15 protein-coding genes are annotated in these 14,404 nt (G+C 65.1%); 7 read left to right on the forward strand and 8 right to left on the reverse strand.

Annotation, left to right across the window (positions count from 1 at the left end):
- The first annotated feature begins 167 nt into the window (after window positions 1-167).
- A complete protein-coding gene (locus E8L99_RS10605; RefSeq protein WP_168201639.1) occupies window positions 168-779 on the forward strand; it encodes a DUF4833 domain-containing protein in 612 nt (203 codons plus the stop codon).
- Window positions 780-800: 21 nt separating this feature from the next.
- Here E8L99_RS10605 and E8L99_RS10610 read toward each other — a convergent pair whose 3' ends face one another.
- Genes E8L99_RS10610 through E8L99_RS24000 form a run of 3 tightly spaced genes read right to left on the reverse strand, consistent with a single transcriptional unit; the run spans window position 801 to window position 3,983 of the window.
- A complete protein-coding gene (locus E8L99_RS10610; protein WP_137099502.1) occupies window positions 801-1,559 on the reverse strand; it encodes a glycosyltransferase family 32 protein in 759 nt (252 codons plus the stop codon).
- Between the two features lie 10 nt (window positions 1,560-1,569).
- A complete protein-coding gene (locus E8L99_RS10615; protein ID WP_252511368.1) occupies window positions 1,570-2,790 on the reverse strand; it encodes an LptF/LptG family permease in 1,221 nt (406 codons plus the stop codon).
- Complete coding sequence (locus E8L99_RS24000; RefSeq protein ID WP_252511334.1) at window positions 2,790-3,983, reverse strand: LptF/LptG family permease; 1,194 nt, start codon at window positions 3,981-3,983, stop codon at window positions 2,790-2,792. Before E8L99_RS24000 ends, E8L99_RS10615 begins: the two co-directional genes overlap by 1 nt.
- Window positions 3,984-4,112: 129 nt before the next feature.
- Between E8L99_RS24000 and E8L99_RS10625 the strand changes: the two genes are divergently transcribed.
- Entirely contained in the window at window positions 4,113-5,249 is a 1,137-nt protein-coding gene (locus E8L99_RS10625) for a hypothetical protein (protein ID WP_137099505.1), read from the forward strand.
- A gap of 32 nt (window positions 5,250-5,281) precedes the next feature.
- Window positions 5,282-5,761 carry a phosphatidylglycerophosphatase A family protein gene (locus E8L99_RS10630; protein WP_168201640.1) on the forward strand — a complete coding sequence of 160 codons (480 nt, stop codon included), beginning with the start codon at window positions 5,282-5,284 and terminating at the stop codon, window positions 5,759-5,761.
- Window positions 5,762-5,943: 182 nt separating this feature from the next.
- Here the strand turns inward: E8L99_RS10630 and lptB are convergent, their stop codons facing one another.
- Together lptB and E8L99_RS10640 are read right to left on the reverse strand one after the other, a co-directional pair.
- A complete protein-coding gene (gene lptB / locus E8L99_RS10635; protein ID WP_137099507.1) occupies window positions 5,944-6,660 on the reverse strand; it encodes an LPS export ABC transporter ATP-binding protein in 717 nt (238 codons plus the stop codon).
- A gap of 43 nt (window positions 6,661-6,703) precedes the next feature.
- Window positions 6,704-7,789: an inositol-3-phosphate synthase gene (locus tag E8L99_RS10640; RefSeq protein WP_137099508.1), complete on the reverse strand. Its 1,086-nt coding sequence runs from the start codon at window positions 7,787-7,789 to the stop codon at window positions 6,704-6,706.
- Window positions 7,790-7,873: 84 nt separating this feature from the next.
- Between E8L99_RS10640 and E8L99_RS10645 the strand changes: the two genes are divergently transcribed.
- Entirely contained in the window at window positions 7,874-8,842 is a 969-nt protein-coding gene (locus E8L99_RS10645; RefSeq protein ID WP_137099509.1) for an NAD-dependent epimerase/dehydratase family protein, read from the forward strand.
- The gene (locus tag E8L99_RS10650; RefSeq protein ID WP_137099510.1) at window positions 8,839-10,008 is read left to right on the forward strand and encodes a glycosyltransferase family 4 protein; all 1,170 of its coding nucleotides are present in this window, start codon (window positions 8,839-8,841) and stop codon (window positions 10,006-10,008) included. Before E8L99_RS10645 ends, E8L99_RS10650 begins: the two co-directional genes overlap by 4 nt.
- On the opposite strand, the gene E8L99_RS10655 is transcribed toward E8L99_RS10650, so the two are convergent.
- From E8L99_RS10655 to E8L99_RS10665, 3 genes are read right to left on the reverse strand one after another with little or no spacing between them, the layout of a single operon-like run.
- A complete protein-coding gene (locus E8L99_RS10655) occupies window positions 9,988-10,977 on the reverse strand; it encodes a lysylphosphatidylglycerol synthase transmembrane domain-containing protein (RefSeq protein WP_137099511.1) in 990 nt (329 codons plus the stop codon). The genes E8L99_RS10650 and E8L99_RS10655 overlap by 21 nt on opposite strands.
- On the reverse strand, window positions 10,974-11,741 hold the full coding sequence (locus E8L99_RS10660) for a polysaccharide deacetylase family protein (protein ID WP_137099512.1): 768 nt from the start codon (window positions 11,739-11,741) through the stop codon (window positions 10,974-10,976). Before E8L99_RS10660 ends, E8L99_RS10655 begins: the two co-directional genes overlap by 4 nt.
- 45 nt (window positions 11,742-11,786) lie before the next feature.
- Complete coding sequence (locus E8L99_RS10665; protein WP_137099513.1) at window positions 11,787-12,632, reverse strand: hypothetical protein; 846 nt, start codon at window positions 12,630-12,632, stop codon at window positions 11,787-11,789.
- A 29-nt stretch (window positions 12,633-12,661) separates the two neighbouring features.
- Here E8L99_RS10665 and E8L99_RS10670 point away from each other — a divergent pair, with 29 nt between their 5' ends.
- Entirely contained in the window at window positions 12,662-13,456 is a 795-nt protein-coding gene (locus tag E8L99_RS10670; RefSeq protein WP_137099514.1) for a CDP-alcohol phosphatidyltransferase family protein, read from the forward strand.
- A complete protein-coding gene (locus E8L99_RS10675; RefSeq protein WP_137099515.1) occupies window positions 13,456-14,370 on the forward strand; it encodes a phosphatase PAP2 family protein in 915 nt (304 codons plus the stop codon). The genes E8L99_RS10670 and E8L99_RS10675 overlap by 1 nt, the downstream gene beginning before the upstream one ends.
- Window positions 14,371-14,404 lie beyond the last annotated feature (34 nt).

Here is a 14,404-nt window from a genome sequence, read left to right on the forward strand (position 1 = left end):
TGCCATAGGTTAGGTCCTCCGTACGGAGAAGCCAAGGGCTTACCCTTCGAAGGTCATGACGCCTTCCTAAACGGTTATGGCGCCTCTATCTAGGGGCTTCCCGCAATGCGGCGAACGAGCTGGGCCGCCGCACCGCCATCCTGGCCCGTCGAATGAGCGAAGTCCGCATGCTGACCCGTCGTGAAATCCCATTGCTGTCCGCCCTGTTCGCCCTCGGTGGCAGCGTTGGCGCCGTTGCGCAGGATGATCGCCTGCCCGCCATCGCCGTGCGTGGATCGGAGGTGACGGTCAGCCGCCAGCTGATCATTGCCCGGCCGGATCTTCCCGTGCCCGCCGATCCCGGAATGCTCTTTTATGTCCAGCATTCGATCAACAAGAACCAGATCGTCTACGCGGCGCGCCAGAACGCGGCTGGCAAGCTCGATCGGGACGAACCAGTCGAGGCGTTCTGGCGTCGTTTTGATGAGGATGGCCGGCGGCGCGCTCTGACCTTCTTCGAGCGTGTCTTTGCCTTCGGGGTCCGTGTCTCGCCGCTGCCGGATGAGCGCTTTCAGGCGCGGATCGCAGGATATCGCGACCGGGGCATCGTGGTTGACCTCGACGGCGCAGGGAAGCCGCGCGGGTTGCTGACGGTTGGTCAGCGCACGGTTCGTCTCGTTTATGCCTATGCCGTTGCCGATGACAGCGGCTTCATCCCCAAGGTCCACCATGTCGATTTCCATGGCTTCGATATCGCTTCGGGCGAGGCTATCCGCGAGCGTATCCGTCTCGACATGTGAGACCGGCTATGCGGCGGCGGGCTACGACCAGCCGAAATCATGCCAGATTGACGTCGGGAATGGGTTGGGCAGGCGGTTGCGCTCGATCAACCGACGCTTGAGCGAGGGGCCTGGCCCTTCGCCTTTCCACGAGCCCAGGAAGTGATGGCGGCACATCACGCGGGCGCGGGTCGGGGCGAAATCGGCGAAGACGTCCGGTGGCACCCAGCATATCTGCTTGAGAACCCGCACGTCCTTTGGGCGCTCGGCGTAGAATATGCGCGTGAGGGCTTTTGGCCCGGTCGCATCCTCGATGTCGCCGATCCTCGCAACCGACCTTGTCCTCAGGTGGTCGACAACCCGGTCGACCACGCTGCGCAAGAACGGGTGACCGGGCGGGGCCGCGAAGATGCAATTGGCGATCTGGAACGGCTGGTCATAGCCGAGTTCCTGTTGGCGGGTTCGGGTGACATGGGCTTCGACACCGAAGATGGCGCTGTCCGAGCCGTAGAATTGCGACAGCGGAGCCAGACACTCCATGTCCATGTCAGCGTAGAAGCCGCCGACCTTGAGCACGGCCAGGAGGCGGAAAAGGTCGGCTTTCAGAACTGGAAAGGCCAGTTCATCGAAAATCTGGAGATAGTCCGGAAATGCGTCCCGGACGAAGTCACGCATCCGGTCGTCATCGTAGAAGCGCAACTCCATCGTGGGGTTCAGCGCGAGAAAGCTCGCCTGCATCGCCCGCAGATCGGCTGGCAGTTCGGTCGATTTCCAGGTCTGGTGCAGGATCGGCGGTATCACGGTGCGGCCTTCATGATGCAGCCGGCTGCAGGGAGCCTGGCCGTCGGTCGTTGGGCGGGATCGCGGGTGTGAGGCGGACCAACAACAGCAGGGTCGCGGCAATGGTCGCGACCGGGATCAGCCAGCCGGCGAGAATCGGAGCCACATAGCCATATTCGCCGAGCCACACGATCAAATGAGTGGCGACATGGACAAAATACCCGGTTAGTCCGATCCCGATCACGGATTTGAGCGTCGTGCGAAAGGCTATCAGCGTCATGGCGAGCGCCGAGGCGAGCCCCATCATGCCGAATGGCAGCAGGGCCTGGGCCATGCGGACCTGCTTCCAGGTGGCATAGGCGGCGTCGTTTGGAACGCCGTCGCCGAGCGCCGCGAGAGCAAGCAGTGTCTGTTGGGGCAGGAAGCGTGCTTCAATGGCGAAATTGGCCAGCCAGAGGGGATCAAGCGGCAAAGGCAGCACCTCCTCGGTGAACCATTTGGCCTCGCCGATATTCGTCTGTTCGTCGCTTGGCAGGGGCGCGATCCAGCGGCTGCCGTCGATGAAGGTCCATTGACCGGCAACGGATGAGGGAACGGCCGAGCGCGCCTGGATTCGGCTGGTCATGCGGCCGGACGTTGAAATCTCATAGATATCGACATCAATCAGCCGGCTGTTGCGATAGTCGATCCGCGCTCGGATCAGGTGATTGTCCAGGGTGATCCAAGTGGCGTGCGCTTGCAGGCGCCGGTCGAAACGTCCCCCATATGAGCCGATGCCATTCTCGATCTGGTAGGCAACCGCCGCCGGTCTGAGCCACATCAGGGCCGCGGTCTGAGCGATCCCGCATATCAGACCGAGGATCAGAAGCGGCATGAGAGTCTGGAGTGGAGTCCGTCCGCCGTTCCAGACGACCAGCCGCTCGCGCGTCTGCGTGAGGGTCACCTCTGACCAGAAGATGCCGAGGAACGTGCCCAGCGGCAGCAAGGTGCCGATCAGATCCGCGATCCGGAGCATGATGTACCAGGCAACGTGAAGGGCTCTGCCAAGCGCGCTCTGGTCCGGCGCCTGGGCCAGAATGCGCTCGATGAGCGTTGCGAGGTCGAGCGTCAACGCGATGACCAGCAGCGCAGCGACGACCGTCGCCGCATGGCGCGCATGGGAGATCGCCTGTATGCGGGTGTAGGTCCCGAAATAGACGGTCAGGAACCGTCGTTCCTCGCCCGGTGACGGTCGAAAGGAAGGTTTGCCCATCACGATCGGCCAAGACCTGGGCGAGCAATCGCCGAACTGCGGGATGCTGCGATGCCTGACAGCGCCAATGTCAGCGTCGCGGCGAAGATCACAAGCAGAACGAGTGTCGGGACGAGGCCCGTACCCGCAAGCGTTCCAAGTGCCGCTGTGCCGATGATCTCGGTCGCCATCAAACCGGCGCATGCCAAAGGCAGGATGAAGGCCTGGTTCGCCCGAGTGGTCCAGGATAGCGCGATCAGGGCAATCAGCGGGGCAAGCAGACAGAGCAGGCTCCGCCCCAAGCGCTTGCCAAGAGCCAACAGGTGGGCGCGGTCTGTACCGGCCGACCAGAACAGTTCGATTGTGGTGAGTTCAGCAACATCACGGCCGCGTGGGTCCAGCGCGATGACATCGTTGATGACCATGCTCTGCGAGGTCGATTGCCCGCGCAGCGACGAGACTGGCGCACTCATTGGCCGGACCGGGCGGCCCGCCGGCACCAGGCTGGCCGGCGGCACGACGAAATCATCCACCGAGAAGTCGAAGAGCAGCAATGAGACGCGCCCGGCGCGATCGGGATCCGTCAGGCGGGCGCCATTGGCGACCACGATCCGTTCCTGGCCCGCCTGCGGCTCCTGCCGCACGAACAGGCGTGGATTTTCAGGCTCGTCGCTGCGTGGCGACGCCCACACGGTCCCCACCCGAGTGTCGATCAGGCGCGTTTTGGTGATCGTGCCCCCGGCCAGCGCACTGTATTGCGCGACGAACATCACTTCCCGAAATGCGAAACGCGACAGCGGCTCGACAAGACCGGACACCAGAAGCGCGATGACTTGTGCCCCGAGGCCGATTTTCAGAATCAGCCGGACCAGTCCATAGGGCGGTATCCCTGCGCTGGATAGGACAAGGAATTCGCGGTCCTCCCGCATGCCGAGCGCGACCCGGTAGACGGCGATGAGGAGCGCCGCCGGCAGCGCCAATTCGAACACTTCCGGCATCAACGCCGCCATCAGGAACAGTGACTTGCCAAACGAGGCGCTCACCGCGAGAAGTTCAACCAGCAGGCCGGACAGCAGCTTCTCGGCGACGAAGACCGACTCGATCAGCAACAGGACAAGCCCGACCTGCCAGACGACATCACGAATCACCTGCCGCGTCTGCTGACGCGGGAAGCGCCTCTTTCCCGATGTGATCTCGCGCAGGAAATGGATCAAGGATGAGAGGCCTGGTTCCAGTTGGACGAGCCGCGCATTCGCGGCTTGCCTGTTTCGTGGGATCCGGACGACATGCCGGCTACAGACGGTGTATATGGTCCGCGCCAACGCCGACCAAGGGACCGGGCAGTGCGGATAACAGAAGTTGCATCACGGGCCGATCTTAAGCGCTTCGTCCGTCTGCCGCGAGAGATCTATTCAGGCCTCGCCGGCTACGAGCCTCCGCTCGACATCGAGCGTCTGCAACTGTTCGACCCCAAACGTGCGCCATTCTTCAAGCACGGTGAAGGCTGCTATTGGATCGCCACCGACGACGCCGGTCGTCCGCTGGGGCGCATATCGGCCCAGTTTGATCGGGATACGCCGGCCGAACGCGCCCATATCGGCCATTTTGGCTGTCTGGCCGCCGTCAATGACGCTGGCGTCGTCCACGCCCTGTTGGCCACCGCGCGGGCCTGGCATGCTGAGCGCGGGCGCCCGCTGCTTGAGGGGCCCTATTCGCTCAATATCAACGAGGAGGCAGGCCTCCAGATCGATGGGCAGGCGCTTGGCGACATGATCCTCATGCCGTGGAGCCCTGACTATCTGCCGGCCCATGTTGAGGCGGCAGGTCTGGTGGGGATGAAGGACCTGCTTGCCTATCTGGTGCCGCCCCATAAAGGCCGGGACTGGCGCGGTCTCCGGCTCCCCAAGGATGGGGCGATGGGCCGAATCCGGATGCGCACGCTGAATGTCCTGGCCCTGGAGCGCGAAGCGCACTTGATGGCGGACATGTTCAACGATTCCTGGCGCGACAATTGGGGCTTCGCGCCGCTGGCCGGCGAGGAACTTGCAGTGCTGCTCAAGACGGCGAGACCTCTGCTGCGGCCGCGCCATGCCGTCTTCTTCGAGATTGATGGCCGGGCCATCGCCTTTGCCTTCTGCATGCCGAATGCCCTGGAGCTGTTTCGGGGCTTCGGGGGGCGGCTGATGCCGTTCAACTGGGCAAGGCTCCTCTGGCGCGTGATGACCCACCGTTTCACCAGCTACCGCACCATGCTGTTGGGTGTGCGAGCGGAGCTCCGCGGCACTTCGATGGGCGCCCGGCTGCCGGCGGCGGCGATGGCCCAGTTGTTTGCGGCCAATCCTTCCGATGTCGAGGTGGAATCTAGCTGGATCCTGGAGGACAATCTGCGCATGCGGCGGCTTCTTGAGCGGGTCGGCTACACGGTATCCAAGCGCTACCGCATCTATGGCGACCCGGCTGCGGCACAGGTCCCCCATTGACCGGGCCTGCCCCCATGACCGGACGGGTGCCTTTGGATTGGCGCTTTCTGCGCGCGAACCCCGCACATGCCATAGCCCTATCGGGCGGCCTCGGGCTTGTCCCGGTCGCCCCGGGCACGTTCGGCGCGCTCGCTGGGCTCGCGATCGGCTGGGGCCTGCAGGCCGTGCCGCTCGCCGCGGCTATCATCCTGCTGATGCTGTTGGGGGCCGTCGGCGTTTGGGCCTGCGACGTCACCGCGCGCTCGGCCGGGGTCCATGATCACCAGTCAATCGTCATCGACGAGACCTGGGCCATGGCGGCAGTGGCTGCCTTGTCCCCGCCGGGTCCCGTCTGGCTGGTGATCGGCTTCGTGGCTTTCCGCGCCTTCGACATCGCCAAGCCCTGGCCCGTGAACTGGATCGACACTCATGTCGAGGGCGGCTTCGGGATAATGGCCGATGATGGCGCCGCCGCAGTTCTCGCCGTGGCACTTATCCAGCTTGCCGCGCGCAGTGGCTGGGTGCCCGTCTGATTCCGGAGGTCAGCCGGCGCCGAAGACGACGCGCATGGCGACCAGCCCGAAGGCCAGGGTCACGGCAAGTGTCATTCCGTCCAGGAGGGGCATCGACTTCGAACTCCGACAATCCCGCGATTGAAGCAGAACATGCTTAACGTAGCGTGACTGGATCGTATCGTCGCTGCAGGCACAAACGTTCAAAGTTCGAAATTGGTTCCGAGATAAGCGGCCCTGACGCGAGGATCGGCAACGATCCGATGAACCGGCCCCGCTGCAAGAATATGGCCCGCATCGATAATATAGGCGCGATCTACCAGGCTCAGCGTCTCGCGGACATTATGGTCTGTGATCAGAACCCCGATACCACGCCGGATCAGACCACGAACGATCTTGCGGATTTCAATCACGGCGATCGGATCCACACCGGCGAATGGCTCGTCCAGCAGGATGTAGGTCGGGTCGCTGGCCAGCGTGCGGGCAATGCCGAGGCGCTGGCGCTCGCCGCCGGACAGGGCGCCAGCGCGCGACCTGCGCACCTTGTCGAGGCCGAATTCGCTCAGCAGTTCGTCAAGCCGTGCCAGGCGATCGGACTTCACGCCAATGACCGATTCCAGCACGATGAGGATGTTGTCTTCGACCGAGTTGCCGCGAAAGATCGTCGGCTCCTGCGGCAGATAGCCGAGCCCGAGGCGAGCGCGGGCGAAGAGCGGCAATGCGGTGACGTCACGGCCGTCCATAAGCACGCTGCCGGCATCCGGGGTCGAAATCCCCGCAATCATCCCGAACGACGTGCTCTTGCCGGCCCCGTTGGGGCCAAGCAGGCCGACCACTTCCCCTGTCCTCAAGGACAGATCGACGCCCAGCACGATGGGGCGTCCGGCATGGGCCTTGGCGATCCTGTGGGCGACGAGCATGGCGCGGACCCTGAATCGTTGCGGGCGCCAATTGCGCCCAGTGTCAGGCGGTCTCCGTGCCCTTGATGAAGCTGTTCGTCCGCTGGCGCGCTTCCTTGTCGGTAAACTGCTGCGGCGGCGACTTCATGAAGTAGCTGGACGGTCCGATGACCGGACCGCCAATGCCGCGATCCATCGCGATCTTGGCGCAGCGGACGGCGTCGATCACAACGCCGGCGGAATTCGGCGAATCCCAGACTTCGAGCTTCAGCTCCATGTTCAGCGGCGCGCCGCCGAACCCGGTTCCCTCAAGGCGGATATAGGCCATCTTGCGGTCGTCGAGGAACGGCACGAAGTCGCTCGGGCCGATATGGATGTTGGCGGGATCGAGCGGCACGTCGATCTGGCTGTTTACGGCGCGCGTTTTGGAGACCTTCTTGGACGCCAGTCGCTCGCGCTCCAGCATGTTCAGGAAGTCGGTATTGCCGCCGAAATTCAGCTGGTAGGTGCGCTCGATCTTGACGCCGCGCTCTTCGTAGAGACGGGCCAGAACGCGGTGAACGATGGTTGCGCCCACCTGGCTCTTGATGTCGTCGCCGACGATCGGCAGACCCTTGTCGGCAAAGCGCTTGGCCCAGACCGGGTCGGAGGCGATGAACACCGGAACGCAATTGATGAAGCCACAGCCGGATGCGAGCGCCTGTTCGGCGTAGAACTCGCTCGCCTTCTGGGATCCGACCGGCAGGTAGGAGATGAGGATCTGGGCACCGCTGGCCTTGAGCGCCGCGGCGACGTCCACCGGGGGAGCCTTCGATTCCTCGACCACACCCACCAGGTGCTTGCCGATGCCATCGAGCGTCGGGCCACGCTGAACGATCACACCGGTATCGGCCACACGGGCGAACTGGATGGTGTTGTTCGGCTTGGCGAGGATGCCCTGCGCAATGTCCTGGCCCACTTTGCGCGCGTCGATATCGAACGCGGCAACGACCTCAACGTCGCGGATATGATAGGGGCCCACCTCAACATTCATCAATCCGGGGATCGATTCAGTCGGTTTGGCGTCGCGATAAAAGCTCAGCCCTTGCACAAACGCAGAGGCGCAGTTGCCAAGGCCAACGATGGCAACGCGAATGACGGAACGTGACACGAACTCTCTCCAGGCGGTCGGGACGATCCTTACCGCCCGAGCGGCCCCCTTATACTTCATTGTCTCGTCATTTAAAGGGTTACCGTGCTGATCGTCACCGGAGCCACCGGCCTGCTCGGAAATGCCGTCATTCGCCGGGCTCTGGCCCGCCGGATGGACGTGACGGCTCTTGTTCGCCGGACCAGCCCGCGTCGCCCCCTCGATGGCCTCGCCCTCATTCGGATCGAAATCGATCTCTGCGCCGACTCGCTCGGCGCTGTCATCGGGCACGGCGACATTGTCGTCCATGCCGCTGCTCGTGTCGCAATAGGCCGGCGCCACCTGGACGCGTTTCGCCGCGACAACGTCGTGCCGACCGTCCGCCTGGCGGCTGCGTGCCGGCAGGCCGGCGCCCGCCTGGTCCATGTCTCGACCGTGGATACGTTGGCCTGGGGCACACGAGAGTGCCCTGGCGACGAGACACAAGGCGCGGTCGAACCGGTCGCCTCGGCTTATTCCATCTCAAAGCACGAGGCGGAGCGGGCGGTGCTTGCCGAAATGGCGTCAGGGCTCGATTCAGTCATGGTCCATCCGGGTTTCATGCTGGGCCCATGGGACTGGAAGCCCTCTTCTGGACGCATGCTGCTGGACGTCGCTCGGGCCCCGGTCGCCCTGGCGCCGCCCGGCGGCAACGACTTCTGCCATGTCGAGGATGTCGCAGATGCCGTGATCGAGGCGGGTCTTCGCGGTGATAGCGGCAGCCGCTATGTCCTCGGCGGCGAGGCGCTGACCTATGCGGACGCCTTTGCCATGATGCGGCGCGTCGCAGGCCGCGTGCCGCGCGTGGCGACTGCTCCAGCCTGGCTCGTCCAGACACTCGGCTGGATCGGCGATGGCCTCGGCGCCATCACCGGGCGCGAGCCTGTCCTCAATTCGGTGAGTGCCGGTATCGCCTGCTTGCCCCACCATTTCTCGAGTGCCAGGGCCATCCGCGACCTCGGCTATCATCCTCGTCCGGCCGAGATCGCCATGCGCGATGCGTGGGCCTGGTTCACCTCGAATGGCTACGCATGAACGCTTATCCCACCAACGACTCACCCCGCGCCCTGCGAATCGCCCTGGTCAGCGACTGGTTCCTGCCGCGCCTTGGCGGCATCGAATTGCAGATGCGCGACCTTGCGCTGACGCTCATGGAGCGCGGCCATCAGGTCCGGGTGATCTGTGGGGTCGATGGTCCACCGCAGCAGGATGGTATCGATATCCTCAGGCTGCCGGGGCCTCGCTTGCCGGGCTTCGGCATCGCCTTCACGCCCGGTGTGTTTGCCGCCCTGCGGGCAATGGTCGGCCGCGACCAATACGACGTGCTGCACGTCCATTGCGGCAATGTGGCACCCATCGCCCATCACGCCATGCAGTTCGCCATGCGGGCGGGCATTCCGGCCGTCGCCACCTTCCACTCGGTGCTCAAGCATTTTGACCTGCCTCTGATGCTGCTCGACAGGGTGCACGGCTATTCCCGGGGTGCGATTGGCTTCACCGCGGTCTCGTCCGTGGCCGCCAAGGCGATGCGGCCTCTGACGGCGAAGGCGCGGGTCGCGGTCATTCCCAACGGGATCGAACTCGATTGGTGGCGCGAGGGCAACGCGACGGATATCCGGCCTGTGCTGCCGCCTGTCGAGATCGTCGGCGTGATGCGGCTGCAAAAGCGCAAGCGCCCGCGGGTGCTGGTCGAGGCCTTCGCCAAGGCCATCGAGGGGCTGCCACCAGGTGCCGCTCGGCTGACGCTGATCGGCGACGGCGATGAAGCGGGTGCGATCAGGACGATCGCCGCGCGCCACGGCATTTCGGATGCGATCAGCCTTCCGGGTGCGCTGTCGCGGGAAGCCATTCGTTCCGTCCTTCGGCGTTCGCACGTTTTCGCGCTGGCCTCTCGGCTGGAAGCCTTCGGCATCGCCGCGCTCGAGGGCCTTGCCTGCGGCCTGCCGGTCGTGACCATGCGGATGTCGGGCGCGAGCGACTTCCTCACCCATGGGACCAATGCGCTGCTGGCGGATGACGATGGTGAGTTCGCAGCTCACCTTCGCCGCTTGATCACGGATGCCGGCTTTCGCTCACAACTCGCCGATGGCGCCTCGGCAAGGCCGCCAGGCGTCGACTGGACAGAGGTCGCCCCCCGCTACGAGGCGGAATATCGCGCGGCCATCGACCGCGTCAGGGCATCAGGCCTTGTCCGGCCGTGAGCCATTGCGCGGCATGACGATGGCGAGATAGCCAAGCCCTGCGAAGGACGCGAGAAACACGGCGGCGTGCTGCAACACGGCGGCGGCGGCGGCAACGCCGAGCGAAGCGCCCATGAACTGATATGAAAACGCGATTGCCGCCTCGAAAATCCCGAGATTGCCGGGCGAGATCGGCGCCAGCGTCGCCAGTCCAAGCACGGCAATGGTCAGGACCGCGAGCGGCACCGACGGCTCCATGCCGACCGCCATCTGGATCATCAGCGCCGCAACGATCTCGGTCGCATCCTTGGCAATGGCGAGCAGCGTGACCGAAAGCCCGAGCAACGGGTGACGCATCGGCTCAAGATGATCGATGAAACTGCCGACCGGCTCGGCGAAAGCGCCGATCCGGCCACCGATCCGTGCGCCCAGCGACCGGATGACCGCCCCGCCGCGGGCGACGACCAGCAGGCCCGCGACGAACAGCCCAATCACCACGGCGAGCGTCAGGGTGCCGGTCCTGAGCCAGTCCGGCGTGGGAACCAGCCAGACGGCTGCGGCCAGCACCGCGACCTTGGCGATGCCGGTCACCAGTTGGTCGACCGCATAGACCGACATGGCAGCGCTCGCCGGCAGGCGACCGCGCGTGATCAGGAAGGCGACCGATGCCACCGCCCCGGCGATCGGCACTGATATGTTGGTGGAGCCCGAGAGTGCCGTGACCTCTGCCATGCGCCCGAAGCTCGGCCGGTGGGCGGCCGGCGCCAGCAGCCACCATTGCAGGATCCAGAACGGCCATCCCGCCGCATTGATCAGCACCGCGGCGATGACCCAGCCCCAATGGGCGTCCTTGAAGGCGCGCAGGACCTCGTCCCAAGGCAGCGCAAAGGCGGCGTAGGCCGACATGGCGGCCAGCACCAGCCAGCCGGCGATCCACCACAGGCGGCGGTTGGGCGAACCCGATGAGGTCTGGTGCGCGGGCTCGCTCAAGATGCGGCCAGGAGGGCCGGAGCGGCAGAGGCGGCGCGCATCTCATGCCCGAGATCGCGCATCGTCATGAAGCGGGCTCCACGCGCCTTGAAGAAGGAAATGACCGAATCCAAGGCATCGAGTGCCGGCTGCCCGGTGCGGAAGCGGCAATCATAGCGCAGCGTCTCCTGCGTCAGATCGACGAACTCCCAGGGGTGCACGAACAGCACGACCGGATCGGCGAGCCGGCCAAGAAAATACTCGCGGACCAGTTTCGGAATGCGCAGCGCGCTCGATGTGATGGAGGCGGGGATGCGCAGGATATCGCGACCATTCTCGGCGCCCGGTACGTCCTTCTTGTACCTGGCCTGCGAGGAATCGAGGTCGAAACCTTCGTCCTCCAGGAGATCGAGATAGGGACCGGGAAACCGGAGATAGGGTGCGCGGAACGAGGTGACATCAGCGAACTCGCGCAACCGTGCGGCCGACCCGGAAATCTCCGCGGTGGCGCTCTCGCGCGACATCCAGTCGAACCGCTGGTGCGAGATGCCGTGGCAGCCAAGCTCGTGGCCGCGCGCGACGAGGTCGCGGACAGCCTCGGGGTGCAGCCGGGCCGTATCGCCGGTGGTGAAGAAGGTTGTCTTGATGCCCTGCCGCTCGAACAGGTCGAGCAACTTGGGCGAGCCCTCGGTGATGCCGCGCCATGTCCACAGGAACGGCGGGCAATCCGGTTCCATGTCGATGGTGATGGCGACGCGTGGCGGCTTGGGGCTGGAACTGGACATTGCGCGTGCCCTTATCACGGAGCCCGCGGCGGAGTCATGCCCCTCTCACCACCACGCGCGGAACGCGTTGATGGCGATGAGATCGTTGTGGCCGGAGCTGTTGGGGCCATCCGTCAGGGCCGCGAGCCCGGAGGCTCTGGTCTCGATCGGCAGGCCGCGGGCAGGGATGACCAGTCGCCTGACGCCGCGCCTGGCCATATGGCCGGAGAACCAGACATCGTCGACGAACCGGCTTTCGGCAGGAAAGCCCTCGAAATCGTGGACCGCCCCGTCGAATGTGCCGGGCGGCACGAGATAGCCCCAGGTGCCGAGCAGGATATCGACCGGCTGCGGCTTGGCGAGTGCGGTCGCGAAGACATGGGGAAAGCGCTTGGGATGCCGGCCCTCGATAATGCTCCAGCCGCGCCAGCCGATGGCCGCATGCCGGTCACGCCGATGCGCCGCGAGCAACTGCTCCAGGAAATCGACGGGATAGACCACGTCGTCGTCGACCACGACGATGGACGCGTCAGGCTCGGCGATGAGCGCCGGCAGAAGCTTGGTCGCGGGGCCTTCATCGGTGCAGGGCAGAACCTCGACGCCGGGGGGCAGCGGACCGGGATCAGGATAAGCCAGGCCCGAACGGCGCGACGTCGTGGGACGCCAAAGGATGATCCGGTCGGCGGCGATTGTCTGGTCGATCAGGCTCCTCAGAACCGGGCCGAGCAGGGTCATGCGCTCGGGAACGGTGGTCAGCGAGACGACCAGCCTTTCGGGACGAGATGGAGCTGGGGCCTGTCCGGTATCGACCGGCTTGAAGAGCGATCCGCTCAGCCGTCGGGCCCGCCGGATATCCCGGATGAGCCGAAGCGGCGACATCCTGCGAAACCGGTTCAGCGCATTGCCGATCATTGCATCCTCGTCGCGAAACGCGCATTCACATGGCGCGCCCCTTCACCTCGCCCGATTTTTCGGGCAGTGAGACGGCCCTTATCATCATCGACGCCGAACGGGGAGGCGCCTTCATGTTGCCGGACCGGCTCACCCGCTTCCTTAGCGCCCTCGAGCGCGGAGTGTCACTGCAGGATATTGGCCGCAGCGCGTCGTTCAGCGCGGTCCTGTCCAGGGTGGCCTTGCTGCTGTCACGCACGGGCATCACGCCCAACACATTGACCCTGTTCTCTCTGGTGCCAGCGGCGGCAGCCGGGATCGCCGCGGCAACCGGTTCGCTGGCCTGGGCAGCCCTTTTCCTGCTGCTCAGCGGTGTCCTTGATCTGCTGGACGGGCCGCTTGCCCGCGCCACCGGCCGGACCACGCGTTTCGGCGCCTTGCTCGATTCGACGCTCGACCGGGTTTCCGATGCCCTGCCGCTGCTCGGACTGACGGCGCTTTTTGCGCAGAGTGGCTCTGGTCTGGCCGCCATGGTTCCGGCCTTCACCCTGCTCACCGGCTACACGGTCTCCTATGTCCGCGCGCGCTGCGAAGGCCTTGCCGTCGCGCTGCCGCCGCTCTGGATGCGCCGCGGCGACCGCATGGTGCTGATGGCCCTGTCGCTGCTGGCTGGGGCCTTCGCTCTGCCGATCGCATTGGTTGGAACCGGCGTGGCCGGCGTCCTCAGCGCGCTTGCCGCTGCCGATGCTCTGCGCGTCGCGCGTCGCGTCATCGAAGAGGGCGAACAGCTCCGCGAGATGCCGACGCCGGTCACCGATCCGGCCTCCGGCATCCGCGGCGCGTGATGGCGTCCCTCGTCGGTCACGTGAAAGGCCTCTGGGGGCCCTGGTGGTTTGTGCCGCTGGTGCCCACGCTGCATGCCGGTGTCATGGCGGCAGGCGGCGCGCCCAAGCCCGAATATTGGCTGATCGCCGCGATCGTTGCGGTGGCGGCCTACGCCACGCGCTGGACGCGCGATCTCGTCGTGATCGCGGCTCCCGCCATTCTGGTCGCCCTCGCCTACGAGCTCCTGCGGCTGATCACGCCTCTGCTCGTTCGCCCCGAGCGCGTCTGGGGCTGCGAATTGCGTCAGATCGAACTGACGCTGTTCAGCGTCGGGCCTGACACGACGCTCTCGGACTTCTTCCAGGTCCACAACGCGGCGGTCTTCGACCTCTATTTCGCCATTCCCTACGCGGCCTTCCTCTATGTGATCGCCGCCTATGCCGCCGTGCTCTATTTCCGCGACCGGCCCCGCATGGAACTGCTCTTGTGGTCGTTTGCCATCGTGCACTTGATCGCCTTCGCCATCTGGATGGTCATGCCGGCGGCCCCACCCTGGTACATCCGCATGCATGGCTGCGCGATCGACATGTCGGCCCTGCCCAGCGCCGGGCGCCTGCTGCGGGTCGATGAATTGCTCGGCATTGGCTATTTCCGCGCCTTCTACAGCCGCACGGCCAATATTTTCGGCGCCATGCCGTCGCTGCACTGCGCCATGCCGATCCTGACGCTGCTGGTCGCCTGGCCGAAGGCGACGTGGCGGACCCGTCCGATCCATCTCGTCTATGCGGCATCGATGGTGGTCGCCAGCATCTATCTCGACCATCACTGGCTGCTGGATGGTCTCGCCGGCATGGTGGCCGCAGCAATTGCCGTCACCCTTGCCGGTTGGCTTCTGAAACAGAGAAGCCGGACCGCGAACGGCCCGGCTTCCTGATTTCAAGGCTTCCGCTGGCGGCGGAAAGGTCTGC

The organism is Phreatobacter aquaticus (genome assembly GCF_005160265.1).
Classification (GTDB): Bacteria; Pseudomonadota; Alphaproteobacteria; order Rhizobiales; family Phreatobacteraceae; genus Phreatobacter; species Phreatobacter aquaticus.

What these genes read in the sequence shown, in the direction of transcription:
- E8L99_RS10605 (WP_168201639.1), top strand. Translation starts at nt 168, where the DNA reads ATGCTGACCCGTCGTGAAATCCCATTGCTGTCCGCCCTGTTCGCCCTC.
- E8L99_RS10615 (WP_252511368.1), bottom strand. Translation starts at nt 2,790, where the DNA reads ATGGGCAAACCTTCCTTTCGACCGTCACCGGGCGAGGAACGACGGTTC.
- lptB (WP_137099507.1), bottom strand. Translation starts at nt 6,660, where the DNA reads ATGCTCGTCGCCCACAGGATCGCCAAGGCCCATGCCGGACGCCCCATC.
- E8L99_RS10650 (WP_137099510.1), top strand. Translation starts at nt 8,839, where the DNA reads ATGAACGCTTATCCCACCAACGACTCACCCCGCGCCCTGCGAATCGCC.
- E8L99_RS10660 (WP_137099512.1), bottom strand. Translation starts at nt 11,741, where the DNA reads ATGTCCAGTTCCAGCCCCAAGCCGCCACGCGTCGCCATCACCATCGAC.
- E8L99_RS10665 (WP_137099513.1), bottom strand. Translation starts at nt 12,632, where the DNA reads ATGATCGGCAATGCGCTGAACCGGTTTCGCAGGATGTCGCCGCTTCGG.
- E8L99_RS10670 (WP_137099514.1), top strand. Translation starts at nt 12,662, where the DNA reads ATGGCGCGCCCCTTCACCTCGCCCGATTTTTCGGGCAGTGAGACGGCC.
- E8L99_RS10675 (WP_137099515.1), top strand. Translation starts at nt 13,456, where the DNA reads ATGGCGTCCCTCGTCGGTCACGTGAAAGGCCTCTGGGGGCCCTGGTGG.